Source organism: Actinoplanes sp. L3-i22, from assembly GCF_019704555.1.
GTDB lineage: Bacteria > Actinomycetota > Actinomycetes > Mycobacteriales > Micromonosporaceae > Actinoplanes.
In genome coordinates this window covers 9,717,705-9,734,250 of sequence record NZ_AP024745.1, presented here as the reverse complement: position 1 = coordinate 9,734,250, position 16,546 = coordinate 9,717,705, and the positions used below count along the sequence as shown (strand labels likewise).

At 72.8% G+C, this 16,546-nt stretch carries 15 protein-coding genes; 7 read left to right on the top strand and 8 right to left on the bottom strand.

Annotation, left to right across the window (positions count from 1 at the left end):
• The first annotated feature begins 1 nt into the window (after position 1).
• The 4 genes from rplT to pheT all read left to right on the top strand — a co-directional run bounded on the left by rplT (position 2) and on the right by pheT (position 4,939).
• Positions 2 to 394: a 50S ribosomal protein L20 gene (gene rplT / locus L3i22_RS43205; protein ID WP_221323221.1), complete on the top strand. Its 393-nt coding sequence runs from the start codon at positions 2 to 4 to the stop codon at positions 392 to 394.
• Positions 395 to 458: 64 nt separating this feature from the next.
• A complete protein-coding gene (locus L3i22_RS43200; protein ID WP_221323220.1) occupies positions 459 to 1,232 on the top strand; it encodes an RNA methyltransferase in 774 nt (257 codons plus the stop codon).
• Positions 1,233 to 1,404: 172 nt separating this feature from the next.
• Positions 1,405 to 2,466 carry a phenylalanine--tRNA ligase subunit alpha gene (locus L3i22_RS43195; protein ID WP_221323219.1) on the top strand — a complete coding sequence of 354 codons (1,062 nt, stop codon included), beginning with the start codon at positions 1,405 to 1,407 and terminating at the stop codon, positions 2,464 to 2,466.
• Between the two features lie 4 nt (positions 2,467 to 2,470).
• Complete coding sequence (gene pheT, locus L3i22_RS43190) at positions 2,471 to 4,939, top strand: phenylalanine--tRNA ligase subunit beta (RefSeq protein ID WP_221323218.1); 2,469 nt, start codon at positions 2,471 to 2,473, stop codon at positions 4,937 to 4,939.
• Positions 4,940 to 5,526: 587 nt separating this feature from the next.
• On the opposite strand, the gene L3i22_RS43185 is transcribed toward pheT, so the two are convergent.
• From L3i22_RS43185 to L3i22_RS43170, 4 genes are read right to left on the bottom strand one after another with little or no spacing between them, the layout of a single operon-like run.
• Positions 5,527 to 6,120 carry an isochorismatase family protein gene (locus tag L3i22_RS43185; protein WP_221323217.1) on the bottom strand — a complete coding sequence of 198 codons (594 nt, stop codon included), beginning with the start codon at positions 6,118 to 6,120 and terminating at the stop codon, positions 5,527 to 5,529.
• Positions 6,117 to 7,841: an MFS transporter gene (locus L3i22_RS43180; RefSeq protein WP_255657595.1), complete on the bottom strand. Its 1,725-nt coding sequence runs from the start codon at positions 7,839 to 7,841 to the stop codon at positions 6,117 to 6,119. Before L3i22_RS43180 ends, L3i22_RS43185 begins: the two co-directional genes overlap by 4 nt.
• Entirely contained in the window at positions 7,838 to 8,275 is a 438-nt protein-coding gene (locus L3i22_RS43175; protein WP_221323216.1) for a MarR family winged helix-turn-helix transcriptional regulator, read from the bottom strand. Before L3i22_RS43175 ends, L3i22_RS43180 begins: the two co-directional genes overlap by 4 nt.
• Before the next feature lie 54 nt (positions 8,276 to 8,329).
• Positions 8,330 to 9,070, bottom strand: a complete 741-nt coding sequence (locus L3i22_RS43170) for an SDR family oxidoreductase (protein WP_255658765.1) — start codon at positions 9,068 to 9,070, stop codon at positions 8,330 to 8,332.
• 23 nt (positions 9,071 to 9,093) lie between these two features.
• Here L3i22_RS43170 and L3i22_RS43165 point away from each other — a divergent pair, with 23 nt between their 5' ends.
• Positions 9,094 to 10,503: a DUF4419 domain-containing protein gene (locus tag L3i22_RS43165; RefSeq protein ID WP_221323215.1), complete on the top strand. Its 1,410-nt coding sequence runs from the start codon at positions 9,094 to 9,096 to the stop codon at positions 10,501 to 10,503.
• On the opposite strand, the gene L3i22_RS43160 is transcribed toward L3i22_RS43165, so the two are convergent.
• From L3i22_RS43160 to L3i22_RS43150, 3 genes are all read right to left on the bottom strand, one after another.
• Positions 10,485 to 11,231 (bottom strand): GNAT family N-acetyltransferase, encoded by a 747-nt coding sequence (locus tag L3i22_RS43160; RefSeq protein ID WP_221323214.1) that lies wholly within the window; start codon positions 11,229 to 11,231, stop codon positions 10,485 to 10,487. The two genes, L3i22_RS43165 and L3i22_RS43160, sit on opposite strands and share 19 nt — an antisense overlap.
• Before the next feature lie 155 nt (positions 11,232 to 11,386).
• Positions 11,387 to 12,757 (bottom strand): M20/M25/M40 family metallo-hydrolase, encoded by a 1,371-nt coding sequence (locus L3i22_RS43155; RefSeq protein WP_221323213.1) that lies wholly within the window; start codon positions 12,755 to 12,757, stop codon positions 11,387 to 11,389.
• 48 nt (positions 12,758 to 12,805) lie between these two features.
• Complete coding sequence (locus tag L3i22_RS43150; protein WP_221323212.1) at positions 12,806 to 13,363, bottom strand: TetR family transcriptional regulator; 558 nt, start codon at positions 13,361 to 13,363, stop codon at positions 12,806 to 12,808.
• 95 nt (positions 13,364 to 13,458) lie between these two features.
• On the opposite strand from L3i22_RS43150, the gene L3i22_RS43145 reads away from it, so the two are divergent.
• Entirely contained in the window at positions 13,459 to 14,838 is a 1,380-nt protein-coding gene (locus L3i22_RS43145; RefSeq protein ID WP_221323211.1) for an FAD-dependent monooxygenase, read from the top strand.
• 215 nt (positions 14,839 to 15,053) lie between these two features.
• On the opposite strand, the gene L3i22_RS43140 is transcribed toward L3i22_RS43145, so the two are convergent.
• Positions 15,054 to 15,749 carry a vancomycin high temperature exclusion protein gene (locus L3i22_RS43140; protein WP_255657592.1) on the bottom strand — a complete coding sequence of 232 codons (696 nt, stop codon included), beginning with the start codon at positions 15,747 to 15,749 and terminating at the stop codon, positions 15,054 to 15,056.
• Positions 15,750 to 15,825: 76 nt separating this feature from the next.
• Here L3i22_RS43140 and L3i22_RS43135 point away from each other — a divergent pair, with 76 nt between their 5' ends.
• Positions 15,826 to 16,512, top strand: a complete 687-nt coding sequence (locus L3i22_RS43135; RefSeq protein ID WP_255657591.1) for a GNAT family N-acetyltransferase — start codon at positions 15,826 to 15,828, stop codon at positions 16,510 to 16,512.
• Positions 16,513 to 16,546 lie beyond the last annotated feature (34 nt).

Genomic DNA, 16,546 nt, shown 5'->3' with positions numbered 1-16,546 from the left:
AATGGCACGCGTCAAGCGGGCGGTAAACGCCCAGAAGAAGCGCCGCACCCTGCTCGAGACCGCGAGTGGTTACCGCGGTCAGCGCTCCCGGCTGTACCGCAAGGCCAAGGAGCAGGTGCTGCACTCGATGCAGTACTCGTACCGTGACCGCCGTGACCGCAAGGGCGACTTCCGTCAGCTCTGGATCACCCGCATCAACGCGGCGGCCCGGTCCAACGGCATGACCTACAACCGCCTCATCCAGGGTCTGAAGCTGGCCGAGGTCGAGGTCGACCGGAAGATCCTGGCCGACCTCGCGGTCAACGACGCGGCTGCCTTCGCCGGCATCGTCGAGATCGCCCGCGCGGCTGTCGCGGCCGAGGGCACCGGCGGCGCTGCCGCTCAGGCTGCCTGAGTCTCGTTCCACAGGACGCCCCCCGAGCGATCGGGGGGCGTTTCCATTTCCGAAAACGGAGCAGATGTACACACCGCGTACCCCGAGAATCGTCGCCGCCCGGCGCCTGCAGCGTCGCCGGGACCGGGACCAGGCGCGCCGTTTCCTCGCCGAGGGGCCGCAGGCCGTCCGTGAGGCGCTCGCCGCCGGCGTGGTGCTGGAGCTGTTCGGCACCCCGGCCGGCCTGGACCGGCACGCCGAGCTGACCGCGCAGGCGCCCGAGGTCTCGCCGGTCACCGACGACGCCCTCGAAGCGCTCACCGAGACCGTGCACCCGCAGGGCCTGGTCGCGCTCTGCGAGCAGGTGGACGTGCCGATCGGCGAGGCGCTGGCCAAGCGGCCGCAGCTGGTCGCGGTGGTCGCCGAGATCCGGGACCCCGGCAACGCCGGGACCATCCTGCGCACCGCCGACGCCGCCGGCGCCGGCGCGGTGATCTTCGCCGGCGATGCCGTCGATCCTTACAACGGCAAGTGTGTACGGGCGTCCGCCGGCTCCCTGTTCCACGTGGACGTCGTCCGCGCCCCCCTGGACGTGCTCGACCTGCTCCAGGACACCGGCCTGCAGGTGCTGGCCACCAGCGGCACCGGCGAGGACGACGTGGACTCGCTGCTCGACGGCGGTCAGCTGGCCGCGCCGACCGCCTGGCTGTTCGGCTCCGAGGCGCACGGCCTCTCCCCGGAGCTGCTGAGGAGCGCGGACCGCCGGGTTCGGGTGCCGATCTACGGCGGCGCGGAGAGTCTCAACCTGGCCGCCGCGGCCGCCGTCTGCCTTTATGCGAGTGCTCGCGCCCAACGCTGAGAGGTAGACTGGCCGCCATGTCAGGTCTGAGGGAGCTGTTTATCCGGCCCGCTGGTCGCGGGCGCCGGATCTGACACATTCGCGCGACTCCCGGTGACCGGCGGGCTGCGGCTCAGCCGTGCCTCCGTACACTGCCCGATGGCTTATCCGGTGTTAGGGAGTTCGCCAGACTATGTCCTACCGCAACGATCCGTATGATCCGAAGCAGGCCGTCCTGCTGGCGCCCGAGTCGCTCGAGGCCGCCGTCACCGACGCCGAGAAGGCGTTCGCGCAGGCCGCCGACCTCGACGCGCTCGCCGCGCTGAAGCCCGCGCACCTCGGCGACCGCTCGCCGGTGTCGCTCGCGCGCCGGGAGATCGGCTCGCTGCCACCGGCCGCGAAGTCCGACGCCGGCAAGCGCGTCAACATCGCCCGCCAGGGCGTGCAGGGCGCCTACGACGCCCGCCAGGCCGAGCTCGAGGCCGACCGCGCCGCCCGGGTGCTGGTCGAGGAGCGGGTCGACGTCACCCTGCCGTGGAACCGCCGCCCGCGCGGCGCGCGCCACCCGCTGACCACGCTGATGGACCACATGGCCGACGTCTTCCTCGGCATGGGCTACGACATCGTCGACGGTCCCCAGCTGGAGTTGGAGTGGGCCAACTTCGACGCGCTCAACATCGGTCCGGACAATCCGGTCCGCGGCGCCTCCGACACGTTCTTCGTGGACCTGCCGGGCCTGGTGATGCGCACCCACACGTCGCCCGGTCAGGTGCGCACCATGCTCACCCGGACGCCGCCGATCCACGTCGTCAGCCCCGGCCGGGCGTACCGGACCGACGAGCTGGACGCCACCCACAGCCCGGTCTTCCACCAGATCGAGGGCCTGGTCATCGACGAGGGCATCACGATGGCCCACCTGCGCGGCACCCTGGACCACTTCGCCAAGGCGATGTTCGGGCCGGACGCGCGGACCCGCTGGCGGCCGCACTACTTCCCGTTCACCGAGCCGTCCGCCGAGTTCGACGTCTGGTTCGCGCAGCACCGCGACGGCCCGCGCTGGGTCGAGTGGGGCGGCTGCGGCATGGTCAACCCGCGGGTGCTGATCGCCTGCGGCATCGACCCGGCCACGTACTCCGGGTTCGCCTTCGGCATGGGTGTCGAGCGGACCCTGATGTTCCGCAACGGCGTCTCCGACATGCACGACATGGTCGAGGGCGACGTGCGGTTCACCACGAACTTCGGAATGGAGTCCTGACGAGATGTTGACGTCACTGTCGTGGCTGCGCGAGTACGTCGAGCTGCCCGCGGACCTCACCGCCGAGCGGCTCGACCAGGCGCTGACCAACCTCGGCATGGAGGTCGAGTCGATCGTCGACCAGGCCGCCACGATCCAGGGCGACCTGGTCGTCGGCCGGGTGCTGACCATCGAGGAGCTGACCGGCTTCAAGAAGCCGATCCGTTTCACCACCGTGGACGTCGGGCGCGACGTGCCGCAGGAGATCGTCTGCGGGGCCCGGAACTTCGCCGAGGGCGACCTCGTCGTGGTCATCCTGCCCGGCGGGGAACTGCCGGGCGGGTTCAAGATCGGTGCGCGCAAGACGTACGGCCGCAACTCGCACGGCATGATCTGCTCCGCCGCCGAACTCGGGATCTCCAACGATCACGACGGCATCATTGTGCTCCCCGCGGACGCGCCCGCCCCGGGCACCGACGCGCGCCCCGTGGTCGGGCTGAACGACGTGCTGGTCGACGTCGAGATCACCCCCGACCGTGGGTACGAGATGAGCGTCCGCGGCATGGCCCGGGAACTGGCCACCCACTTCGGCGTGCGCTTCACCGACCCCGGCGCGGGCCCGGCGACGCAGCCGACCGACAAGTCTCCCTATCCTGTCGAAGTTCAGGACAAAGTCGGATGTGACCGGTTCGCGGCGCGGGTCGTCCGCGGCATCGACCCGTCCGCCGCATCGCCCGAGTGGATGCAGCGCCGGCTGATCGCGGCCGGCATCCGCGCCATCTCCCTGCCGGTCGACATCACCAACTATCTGATGCTCGAACTCGGCCAGCCGATGCACGTCTTCGACCTGGACCGGCTGCGCGGCGGCCTGATCGTGCGCCGCGCCCACCCGGGCGAGAAGCTGACCACCCTGGACGGTGTCGCGCGCGTGCTCGACGCCGAGGACATGGTGATCTGCGACGAGACCGGGCCGATCTCGCTGGCCGCGGTGATGGGCGGCGAGACCAGCGAATGGCAGCAGGGCACGGTGAACGTCCTGCTGGAGGCCGCGCACTGGGACCCGGTGATGGTCGGGCGCACCGCCCGCCGCCACAAGCTGTTCAGCGAGGCCGCCAAGCGCTGGGAACGCGGTGTCGACCCGCAGCTTCCGCTGGTCGCCCTGCAGCGGGCCGTCGAGATCCTCACCGAACACGCCGGCGGCACGCCCGACGAGCTGGTTCTCGACATCGACAACGTCCCGAAACCCACCGTGATCCACCTGCCGGCCGAGCTGCCGTCCCGGATCATCGGCCTGCCCTACGGACCGGACCGGATCGCCGAGCTGCTCACCGCGGTCGGCTGCACGGTCGCCGGCAGCGACGTCGTCCCGCCGAGCTGGCGGCCCGACCTGCTCACCCCGATCGACCTGGTCGAAGAGGTGGCCCGGCTCGGCGGCTACAACGACATCCCCAGCGTGCTGCCGCCCACCGGCGCCAGCAACGGCCTCACCCCCGGCCAGCGTCGTCGCCGGTCGGTCGGCCGGGCGCTGGCCGAGAACGGGTACGTCGAGGTGCTGTCCTACCCGTTCGTCGCGCCGACCGCCGCCGACCAGCTCGGACTGCCCGCGGACGACCCGCGGCGCAGCACGGTGCGGCTGACCAACCCGCTCTCCGAGGAGGAGCCGTACCTGCGGACCAGCCTGCTCGGCCCGCTGCTCGGCACCCTCAAACGCAACCTCGGCCGCGGCCGGCGGGACGTCGCCCTCTTCGAGGCCGGCACGGTGTTCCTGCCGCGCCTGACCGCGTCCGCGCCGCAGGTGCTGGGCGTCGACCGGCGCCCGACCGCCGAGGAGTGGGCGCAGGCCAACACGATCGTCCCCGAGCAGCCGTGGCACCTCGCCGCGGTCCTGTCCGGTGACGTCGAGCCGGCCGGCTGGTGGGGCGCGGGCCGCACCGCGACCTGGGCGGACGCCGTCGAGGCGGCCCGCGTCGCGATCAGCGCCGCGGGCGTCCCGGACGCCCGGGTCACGGTCCGCGCGGCGGAGCTCGCCCCGTGGCACCCGGGCCGCTGCGCCGAGATCGTCGTCGACGGCAAGGTCGTCGGCCACGCCGGCGAGCTGCACCCGGCGGTGATCTCCACGCTGGAGCTCCCCAAGCGCACCAGCGCGATGGAGATCGACCTGGACGCCCTCCCGGACGCCCCGGTCGTCGACGCCGTGCGGATCTCCACGTTCCCGCCGGCCCTGATCGACGTCGCCCTGATCCTGGACGCGACGATCCCGGCCGAAGAGGTCCGCACCGCCCTCGCCTCGGGCGCCGGCGAGCTGCTGGAATCGGTCACCCTCTTCGACGTGTACGAGTCCGCCCAGCTCGGCGAGGGCAAGCGGTCGCTGGCCTACAAGCTGACGTTCCGCGCCCCGGACCGCACCCTCACGTCCGAGGAGACCATCGCCGCCCGCGACGCGGCGGTCGCGGTCACGGCCGGCCGCTTCGGAGCTACGCTGCGCGGCGCCTGACCGGGTGTTTCTCCAGGTGAGCCCGCGGCTTCCGGCCGCGGGCTTTTCCTTTCCCGTACGGCGGTAGGCCCGGTCCCCGAGCCACGCCTCCCCGCGCCTCCCTAAGCGCCCCTCAGCGGCCCGGCCCGCCCGGCAGCGGCCCGCAGCTCGTGCCCGGCTCACCCGGCAGCGGCCCGCAGCTCGTGCCCGGCTCACCCGGCAACGGCCCGCAGCTCGTGCCCTGCGACACCCCGTCAGCTCATGCCCGTCGGCACCCGTCGGCTCGTGCCCTGTGGCGCCCGCTGGCTAGTCGCGGCTGGCGCCCGTCGACTTGTGGCGGGCTGCGCCCGCCGGCCGGTCGTGGGCGGCGGCCCGCCGACTCCATGCTCTCCAGCGCGGCGAGCCCTCGCCGTCGGCAGGCAGTCGCCAGCCCCCTGCCGGAGCAAGTCCCTTGCCGGAGCGAGCCCCTTGCCGGAGCGAGCCCCCTGCCGGAGCGAGTCCCCACCCACCAGGGGGCTGACCTCCACACCGACAATCCTGCCGGAAAACCGCAAGATCAGGTGGGTGGCCTGTGGACAGAGCGCCAGTGTGGACAACCGCCGAAGGCCTCAGTCCAAGGGGTACGTTTTCGCGAGGACGTCGAGGATCTCGGCGGTGGTGGCGACTTCACCGAGGCGGGGAAAGATGCGGTCGAGACTGTTCTGGTGGGCTTCCGGGCTGAGGTCGGACATGGCGTCGGAGGCCGGCGTGACGTGATATCCGTGCTCGTGCGCGGCCCGGGCGGTCGACTCGACGCCGATGCTGGTGGCGATGCCGGTCAGGACGATCTGGGTGACGCCGCGGCGGCGCAGGTGCAGGTCGAGGTCGGTGCCGTGGAAGGCGCCCCAGTTGCGCTTCGTGACGATGATGTCGTTCGCGCCGCGGATCTCGTCGACGATCTCGCCGGCGTTCGGCGGGGGCGGGGTGGCCGACGGCGGGCGGACCGCCTGGACGCGGCCGGGCGGGGCGTCGGCGCCGTCCGGGGCGAAGGCGACCCGGACCAGGACGACCGGCAGGTTCCGTTCGCGGAAGGCCGCGGCGAGCTCGGCCGTGCGGGCGACCACGTCGGCGGCCGGCACCGGGGTGACCGGGCGGGTGACGATCGAGTGCTGCAGGTCGATCACGACCAGCGCGGTCTTCGGGTCGATGGCGGTGACGGTCATGCTGGGGAGCCTTTCGCTTCGGTGCTGGCATCGTTGTTTCCGCGCTCGCTCACAGCGGCGCCGGAGCTGTCGGCGGCGCGGGGGTCGCCCGTGGCGCGGGAGTTGGCCGAGGCGTCGGGGCTGTCCGTGGCGTCGGGGCTGCTGGATTCCTCGGCGCTGCGGCGGGAGCTGCTGGAATTGCGGGAGCTTTCCGCGCTGAGCCGGGTCAGGGAACGGTCGGCGATGATCAGGATCAGGAGGAGGGTGGCGACCACGATCAAGAACACGGCTACCTCGTGGAGGCCGGCCGTTCCGGCGCCGTCGCGGAAGAAGGCGCCGTAGGCGGCCGACGCCACCATCGCGCCGAGGTAACTGAACGTGCGCAACAGGCCCGCCGACGCACCCATCCGGGCCGGGTCGGCCTGGTAGTAGACGGCGTTCTGGTTCGCCAGGCTGTGCAGCCCCTGCGGGAGACCGCAGATCAGCGAGATCACGATGATGATCCAGATCGGACTGGCGCCGTTCAGGACCAGCATCAGCCCGGCGGCGACGAGCTGTGCGACCGTGCCGACCAGCAGCTTCGCCCGGAACCCGGCGCGCCGGCCGGTCGCCGTGGAGACCCCGATCGCGACCAGCGACATCGGCAGCAGGATCAGGCCGGCGTGCGACGGGCTCAGGCCCCGGCCCGCCTCCAGCCACTGGGTGAAGCCGTAGATCACCGCGTACGCGATGGTCTGCGCCAGCAGCGCCCGCACATACGTGGCGATGAGCGGCACGTTCCCACCGAAGACCCGGAGGTCGATGAAAGGATCCGAGACCCGCATCTCCCGTACGGCGAAGCCCACCCCCGCCGCGACGGCCAGCGCCAGCATCCACAGGTCGGCCACCGACGGCGCCATCAGGAACAGCATCAGTGCCGTGAGCATGCCCGCGAACAGCCCGATCCCGGGAATGTCGAACGACGCCTGGGACGGCGCGGGCCGGTTCCGCGGCAGGTAGATGTAGCCGAGCACGAACGTGGCCACCGCGATCGGAATGTTGATCGCGAAGACCGTGCGCCACCCGCCGGCGCCGATCAGCAGGCCGCCGAGGGTCGGGCCGATCACCACGATGGTCTGCGCGGAGACCGACAGCATGGTCAGCACCGAGCCGGGACTGTCCACGCCGGTGCGCCGCGCCTCGCCGCGGATCAGGTACATCGCCGCCGGGTAGCCGGCGCAGGTGCCCAGGCCGAGCAGCACCCGCGCGAGGATCAGCACGCCCAGGCTCGGCGCGAGCGCCCCGAGCAGCCCGGCGAGCCCGACCACGGCCGACCCGAGCAGGTGCAAGCGGCGCGCCCCGAACCGGTCGACCAGCCGGCCGACGACCGGCTGCCCGGTCGCGGTCGCCAGGTACAGCCCGGAGACGAGCCACGCGGTCTCGGCCGGCGGCGCCCCGAACGCGATCCCGATCGGCACCAGCGCCACGGCCAGCATCGACGAGTTGACCGGGTTCAGAATCGACCCGAGCACCATCGGCGTGATCAGCCGCCGATTGAACCCACCCCGGCCCGCGGCCGGGGACTCGCCACGGCTCGCGGCCGGGGACTCGCCACGGCTCGCGGCCGGGGACTCGCCACGGCTCGCGGCCGGGGACTCACCCCGGCCCGTGGCCGATGACTCGCCACGACCCGCGGCCGGCGGCTCGTCCCGACCCGCGGCCAGGTCGCCCGTGCCGGGGCGGACGGCGGACGGGCCGGTCACAGCTCCGCCAGCTTGTCCATCAACGCCATCGCCGAGAGCAACGTCTGCCGCTCGGTCTCGGTGAAGTGATCGGCGAGCGCCCGGGCCAGCCACTCCTCCCGCTGCCGCCGGGACCCGGCGATCGCCTCGCGCCCGCTCTCGGTCAGCGAGACCAGCTGGCGCCGCCCGTCGGTCGGGTCGGGGGAGCGCTGGATCAGCCCGTGCTCACCGATCGCGGTCAGGATCGCCGCCATCGACTGCGGGCGGACCCGCTCGGCGGCGGCCAGGTCGCTCATCGAGGCCGGGCCACCCCGCTCGATGCGGCTGAGCACGGACGTCTGCGACGGGGTGAGGTCGCCGAGGGCGGCCACCTCGCGCAGGCGGCGGCGCAGCCGGCTGAACACCACCCGGATCTCGCCGGCGGCCCGGCTCGCGGACGCGGGAATCTCGCTCATGCCGCCAACGGTAATTCCTTCAGCTAAAACTGACCAGTCCAGACTGAAGAAATCTCAGCCGATCGCGCGGCCGCCGTTCACGGTGATCTGCTCACCGGTGACGAATCGGGACGCGTCCGACGCCACGAACGCGACCACGTCCGCCACGTCCCGCGGCGTTCCCATCCGCCCCAGCGGAACCGCCGCGACGTATCCCGCGGCGTTCTCCGCGGTCACCTCCCCGTGCCGCTCGACCGGGATCCACCCGGGCGCGACCACGTTCACCGTGATGTCGAAGACGCCCAGCTCACGGGCCCACGTCCGGGCCAGGGCGAGCTGCGCCCCCTTGGCCGCGTTGTAGGCGGACGCCCCCGGGAACGCCAGCTCCAGCGATTCCGACCCGATGTGGATGAACCGCCCGCCACCCAGCTCCCGCATCCCCGGCAGCACGGCCCGCAGCAGCAACGTCGGGCTCTTCACGAAGAACTCCAGCTGGTCCAGGTGATCCCGCCAGCTGACCTCCGCCGCGGGCCGGGTCGGCTGCGGCCCGGTCGCGTTCGCCACCACGACCCGGATCGGCCCGAGACGAGATTCAACGTCAAGAGCCATCTGCCGTACGTCGTCCTCCGACGTCACGTCCGCCCGGGCCGCGATCGCCCGGCCCCCGCCCGCCACGATGTCCGCCACGACCCGCGCGGCCCCGTCCGCGTCGGACCGGAAGTTCACCGCCACCGGCCAGCCGTCGGCCGCGAGCCGCCGCGCGATGTGCGCCCCGAGTCCTCGGGACGCACCGGTCACCAGGGCTGCGCCGATCATCGTCACGCTGCCACCATAGGCCCGTGATCAGCTTCCCGGCCGACGCCGTGACCCCGGCCGCCGACCCCCTGCCCACCCGGCCGCTCGGCCGCCTGCACCCGGACGCCCTGTGGACCGCCGGCGACCCGGACCTGCCGGTGCTGCCGCCGGACGGCGTCCACCCGCTGCTCGGTGCGGTCGCGCGGGCGTTCACCGACCATCGCCCGCTGACCCTGTCCCCGGACGCGGTCTGGCTGACCGTCCTGCAGGGCGTCGCCCGGCACATCCGCGTGCACGCCGACGAGCTCCGCGACCGCCTGGTCGGCCACCAGGGCCGTGAGTTGCTGACCGTCCGGGTCCCCGGCGCGCCGGTCTGGCCGGAGGTGGTGGCCGCGTTCGAGCAACTGCTCCCGGCCGCGTTCGGCGACGTGTTCGCGCTCGACTTCTCGACCAGTTCCGCGGTCGACCGGATGGCCGGCCGGGTGGTGCTGATGGACGCCTGGTCGCCGTACTTCGCCTACCGCGTCGAGACGCTCTGCGGCATCCCGTCGGTCACGCTGACCGGGACGGCCGCGGACTGGCGGGTGATCCGCGCGCGGGTGGACCACCTCGCCGCGATGGACCTGGGCCTGGAGAAGTGGTGCCGCTCGCTGGCCCCGATCGCCGACCAGTTCGTCCGGGCCGCCGAGGGCGACGCGGACCGGGAGTTCTGGCAGCGGATCCTGAAGTTGCGCAGGGCGTCCGGCGGCAACACGGCGCCCGGCTGGATCGGCCGGTTCTATCCGTACCTGGGCGACGAGGACCACCCGAACCCGCTGCTGGACCGGCCGATCGACGACATGACCGAGCCCGGCATCGTGACCGACGCCGCGGCCGCCACCCTGTCCCGGGTGAAGGTGCTCTACGAGAACCTGGTCACCGGCGAGCAGACGCTGCTCGCCCTGAACGCCGGGGTGCTCGCGGTCGCCCAGGACGCCGACGGTTCCCTGCGGCCGGTCGTGGGCTGCTACCTCACCCGCGGCGGGCCCGAGCTCGACGACGTGCTGGACCGGCTGGAGCGGGAGGGCCGGATGGACGGCCCCGCGGAGCATCTGCCATGGGTCGGCGCCCCGGTGCTCGTCGCGCTCTACGGCCGTTTCGGCTCGGGCGTCCTGCTCGACGGCGCCTGGCGGCTGCAACCGTTCGGCGACATCACCGAACTCGAGGGCGACTGGTGGATCGCCCCGATCTTCGACCTGGGCGACGGCCGGTTCGTATCCGTGGTCGCCAGGTTCGGGAGCGACCGCAACTACTGGACGATCGCTTCCTGGTCCGGTCCGGAGTTGGTGGACGGCCCCGCCGGCCTCCGGGTCTACGGGCAGTCCCTGGCGGGACTGCTCGATGGGGCCCTGGACGCCGGCGGGGACATCACTCAGTTGGACAGCGGATCACTGAGTCAGTACTTGGCGATGTAGAGCCGCTGGCCGGACGGGCGGAAGCCGACCCGCTCGTAGACCCGCCACGAGTCGTCGCCGCCGGCCTCCAGCCAGGCCACGTCGACCCCGGCGCCGAACAGCCGCCCGGCGATCTCGGCGGTGATCGCGCCGCCCAGGCCGTGCCGGCGGTGGTCCGTGCCGACCGCGATGCCGCCGATCTCGCAGATCCCGTCGCTGGGCACGACCGTGCCGCCACCACCGGCGTACCTGCCGTCGGCGGTGCGGGCGCCGATGAACACGCCGCCCCTGCTACGGACGCGGCGCTGCCGTTCGACGTCGCCCGGCCCGGCCGGGTCGGGGGAGCCGAACGCCGCGTTCTGCACGGTGATCACGCCGGCGATCTCGTCGTCGGTCTCCGGCGCGAACAGCTCGAAGCCGTCCGGGACCGGCGGCGCCGCGATCGTGGTGGGCAGGCAGGTCAGGTACTCGTTCCGGGCCTCGACCGCGAAACCGGCGTCGAGCAGCAGCTTCTCCAGCTCGGGAGCGCAGCTGACGACGTACTCCAGGCGCGGCGGCCGGGCGCCGAACGCCTCGACCAGGGCGCGGACGTCGTCCGCGGTGATCTCGGTGCCGGGGATCGGCGTGGCGTAGTTGATGTGCGGACTGTCGGTCCCGTTGTCCAGGCCGAGCACGAACGGGCCGGCTTCGACGGCGTTCGGGCGGGTACGCAGGTTGGCGACAACGGCGCGCTGAATGCGCAGATCCATGGTGAAATGACCCTTTCGAGGGCTCGAGAAAGAGAGAACTGAAGCGAGGGCAGGTGTCAGCGGCTCAGGCCGCTTGGGCCGCGGGAATCACTGGCTTCACTCTTTCGAGCACTCGTGGATCGCACGCCGTCTGCGTGGATCGCCCGTGGAATCTATCAGGTCGACGGCTTCGGCGCGGCCGCCGGGCTTCGATGTCCGGAAGTGTCCACCGCCCGTACGCCGAATTGCACGTTGTCCTTGGAAATGTCGATCGTGGCCGTGCCGACCTTGCCGACGGTCACCGCGTGGGTCCAGTCGGCGGCGGTCGTCTCGCGCCAGAGGATCTCGTAGCCGGCCAGGTCGGGCTCGGTGCCGACGGTCCAGCGCAGGGTCGTCTCGTTGGTCAGCAGGGTGGTGTCGATCACGACGTTCTTCGGGGTGCCGGGGGCGTTCGCCAGGCTCCAGAGCGTGGCGGCGTTCACCCGGGCGACCCGGGCGATGTAGCCGAAGTCGCAGAACTCGACCAGGTCGCCGTACTGCACACCGTCGACGACCTGGACGTTCTGGTGCTCGTGGGCGAAGTTCTCCCGCGGCTCGGTGAAGCGGGCCGCCGGGTAGCCGCGCAGCAGGAACGACACGTGGTCGCTGCCGCGCAGGTAGCGGTCGCGGCGCCAGACGACCCGGACGTCCATGCCGGTCTGCGGGTTCGAGGCGACCTCGTCGACGAAGCGGCCGAGCTGCCGGGACGCCCCGTCGTTCTCCCCGCCGACGCTGCGCCGGGTGGCCGCCTCGGCGGCGGTCTCGGCGGTCGGCACGCCCTCGACGAAGAGCCGGACGCTGCGCGGCTCGGGCCGGCTGCCGTCGTGCGCGTCCCCGGTGCCGACGATGTCGTTGCTGAACATCGCCTGGATGTCCGCGCCGGCGTCCCGGTACCCCTGGGCCATGTGGTCGGAGCCGTAGAGTCCCTGCTCCTCGCCGGCCACGGCGGCGAACACCAGGGTCGCCTCGGGCTCGCGGGTGGCCAGGACCCGGGCCAGCTCCAGGACCACGGCGACCCCGGACGCGTCGTCGTCCGCCCCGGGCGCGTCGCTGGTGAAGTCCAGCACGTCGGTGGCCCGCGAGTCGTAGTGGCCGGTGACCACGTAGATCCGCTCCGGGGTGACGCTGCCGCGCAGGGTGGCGATCACGTTGGTGATGACCGTGGGGGTGGGCACGCGCGGGGAGACCGGCTGGGTGAACGACTGCAGCTCGACGGTCATCCGGCCGTGCGAGGCCGCGGCGTACGTCCGGAACTGTTCATTGATCCAGTCGCGGGCGGCACCGATGCCGCGGAGCGGGTCGTCCTGGGCGGAGAGCGTGTGCCGGGTCCCGAAGGCGGCCAGACGACGTACCGTCGCCTCGATCTTCTCGGGGTTGATCTCGCGCAACACGGCCCGGAGGCCGGCATCCGGCAGGCGCCGGCGCGGGCCGGCCGCCTGCGCGGCCCGCGCCGGCGCGGCCAGGGGAGCCGCGACCGCGGCGGTGAGGAGGGCGCGCCGTCTCGTCATGCCTCATACTCTGGTCCACTCTGGACGAGATGTCCACGTTCGTCAATGTCAGATGGTGCCGTGCAGGTAGCGCTGCACGGTCGGGCCGAGCCAGGCGATCGCGGCCGCCCGGTCCAGCTCGACGACCGGGGGCAGGCACAACACGAACCGGCAGAGCGCGAACCCGAGCATCTGGGTGGCGATCAGCCCGGCCCGGGTCGCGGCGGTCGTCGGGTCCGGCGCGAGGCGGGCGGCGACCGGGCCGACCTGGGCGGCGAAGATGTCCCGCATCCGCTCGGCGGCGGCCGGGTGGGTGACCCCGGAGCGCAGCAGCGCCAGCAGTTTCTCGTCGCCGGCCCAGCGGTCCAGGAAGTGTTCGACGAGGGCGGTGCCGTACTCCTCCGGGGGCACGCCGTCCAGGTCGGGCAGGCGCAGGTCGAACTCGGCGGCCGCGGCGAACAGCTTTTCCTTGTTGCCGTAGTAGCGCATCACCAGGGACGGGTCGATCCGCGCGTCGGCGGCGATGGACCGGATGGTGGCCCGCTCGAAGCCGTCGGCGGCGAACCGCTCGCGTGCGGCGGTCAGGATCGCGGCCCGGGTGGCGTCGGAGCGACGTGGTGCGGTCATCGGCCCAATGTATGCCAACAAGCGTTGACACTCGCATCGGCATGGTTCTACTGTTGTCAACAAGCGTTGGCCAACAAGTGTTGACAGGAGAGCTCATGCATACCACCGTGGCGATCGTCGGAGCCGGCCCGACCGGCCTGCTCCTCGCCGGTGACCTGGCCCGGGCCGGCGTCGAGGTGACCGTTTTCGAGCGCCGGGCGGGCGGGTCCAACCTGACCCGGGCGTTCGGCGTGCACGCCCGGACGCTCGAGGTGCTCGACGCCCGCGGCCTCGCCGACGAGCTGATCGGGACCGGTGCCAAGGTCTCCCGGCTGCGGCTCTTCGACCGGATCCGGGTGGACCTCGGCGAGCTGCCGTCCCGCTTCCCGTTCCTGCTGATCACCCCGCAGTACAACGTCGAGCGGTTGCTCGAGGAGCGGGCGATCAAGGCCGGCGCGCAGCTCGTCCGCGGTGCCGAGCTGACCGGGATCGACGGCGGCACCCTGCGGTTCGCCGACGCGGAGCCGGTCACCGCGGACTGGATCGTCGGCGCCGACGGCGTGCGCAGCGCGGTCCGCGAGGCGATCGGCCAGCCGTTCCCCGGCCACTCGGTGCTGACCTCGATCATGCTCGCCGACGTGCGCCTGGCCACCCCGCCGGAGGACGCGCTCGCGGTCAACGCGGTCGGCGACGCGTTCGCGTTCGTCGCCCCGTTCGGCGACGGCTGGCACCGGATCTTCGCGTGGGACCGTCGCCACCAGGTCGGCGACGGCGAGCCGATCACGCTCGACGAGATCCGGGACGTCACCCGGCGCGCGCTCGGCACCGACTTCGGCATCGTCGAGAGCCGCTGGATGTCGCGTTTCCACAGCGACGAGCGGCAGGTCCCGTCGTACCGGACCGGCAACGTCTTCCTGGCCGGCGACGCCGCGCACGTCCACTCCCCGGCCGGCGGCCAGGGCATGAACACCGGCATTCAGGACGCCGCGAACCTGGGCTGGAAGCTCGCCGCCGCCGTCCAGGGCTGGGCCCCGGCCGGTCTCCTCGACTCCTACCAGGCCGAACGCCACCCGGTCGGCAAACTCGTGCTGCGCAGCAGCGGCGCGCTGATCCGGATGGCGATGATCCGCTCGGCGGCGGGCCGTGGCACCCGCAACGCGGTCGGCTCCGCCCTGATGTCACTGCCGCCGGTGATGCACCGCGCGGCCGGCATCCTCTCCGGCGTCGGCATCGACTACCCGTCCGCGCCGCGCGCCGCCGACGTCCCGCTGCGCGGCGGATCCCGCCTCTACGAGACCCTTCGCCAGGGCCGACACGTTCTTCTAACCCAAGATCAAAACATTTCCGGGTACGACGTACGCCTCGAAGTCGCCACCCCGGAGCGCATCTCCCCGAAGGCGTCGCTGATCCGCCCCGACGGTTACGTCGCCTGGCAGGGCCCCGCCGCCGAAGCCCGGTCCGCCCTCACCCAGCACCTGGGCCCCAGCGCGGCCTGACCACCCCACGCACCGCCGGCCCGAGCTGCCCGCCCGCCCGAGCCGCCCGCCTGAGCTGCCCGCCCCGCGGCCCCGCCGCCCGCCTCCGGCTGGTGTCCAGGGTTGTTTCGAGCATGCCGAGGCAGCCCTGAGCGCCAGCCGGGGCCGTGACCCGCGCGCTGCTCGCGGTCCGGGCCGCAGGGCAGGGCAGCGCGGGCGGCGGCGCGGGTGGGTGGTCAGGCGTGGGCGACGGCGGTTTCCACGCCGGTTTCGTGGGGGCCGAGGAAGACCGGGTCGCGGTGGGTGGTCACGTCCCAGGCGGCCTTGACCGCGGCCGCCCACTCCCGGACCTGGCCGCGGAACCACAGCGGCTTGTACAACCGGGCCGTGTCGTCGCCGACGCCGGTGGTCTCGATGCCCATCTCGCGGCAGAGCGCCACCGCCCGGGGCACGTGGAAGGACTGGCTGACCACGATCGCCTGCCGGACCCCGAAGATCTTGTAGGCGCGGGAGCACGAGTCGTAGGTGTCGAAGCCGGCGTGGTCCATCACGATCCGCTCGGCGGGCACACCGCGGGCGACCAGGTAGTTCATCATCGCGCCGGGCTCGTCGTAGGACCACTGCGCGTGGTCGCCGGAGACCAGGATCGCCTTGACCTTGCCGGTCTGGTAGAGGTCGCGGGCCAGGTCCAGCCGCGCGGCCAGGAACGCGGACGGCACCCCGCCCGGGTCCACCTGCGCGCCGAGGACCAGGGCGACCGGCGCGTCGGGCACGTCCGCCACCGAGTAGATCTGGCCGGACGACTCCCGGAGCACCCACAGGTTGCTGGCCGCGACCGTGACGATGCCGAGGACGACGCCGAGGCCGCCGGCGACGATCAGGCGGCGGAGCAGGCGGGACCCGCGGAGCCGGGCGAGCGAGATCTTTGGCACGCGGCCCACTCTGGCAGACCTCGGCAAAGCCGGACCTCCCGGATCCGTGCCGACCGGGGCAGGGCAGCATGGGCGGGTGTCTGCACAAGATCTGTTCGTCCGGTGGGCGGCGGCGGCCGAGGGCGCCCGCGTCTGGCACCGGCCGGACGCGACCGTGGTGGCCTGCGCGGATCTGGCGCACTGGGACCGGCTGGTGCTGAGCGGCGACCCGGACGCGCTGGCCGGCCTGCTCCGGGAGCTGATGCCGGCGGTCGGCCCGACGTTCCGGCCGTTCGGGCCGGAGGACCTGGTCGCCGCGGTGGTGGCCCGCCTGCCGGAGCTGGAGGTGAGCGCCCATTTTGCCTGGATGGAGGCGACCGAGCCGGTCGGTGGGGGACAGGACGGGCCGTATTGGCTGGGGGAGCGCGAGTGGCCCGAGGTCTCGGCGCTGCTCGAGGAGTCGTTTCCGGACTCCTACGCCCGGCCGGGGGCGCCCGGCGTGCGCCGCTGGGCCGGCCTCCGGGACGTCGACGGGCGCCTGATCGCGGTGGCCGCCGACGCCTGGTCGACCGACGAGATCGGCTTCCTGGCCGGGGTGACCACCCGGCCGGACGCGCGCGGGCGGGGCCTGGCGGCGACCCTGTGCGCGTTCGCCGCCGACGAGCTGCTGGCCGGCCGCGAGCGGGTGGCCCTGCTGGCGGACTACTCGAACACGGCGGCCGTGGCGACGTACCGCAAATTGGGTTTTGCGATTCGCCGAGTGGCCGCAGCCCGCCAGAAATAACCGGACCAGGGCCGAGATGGGCCCTGGTCCGGTA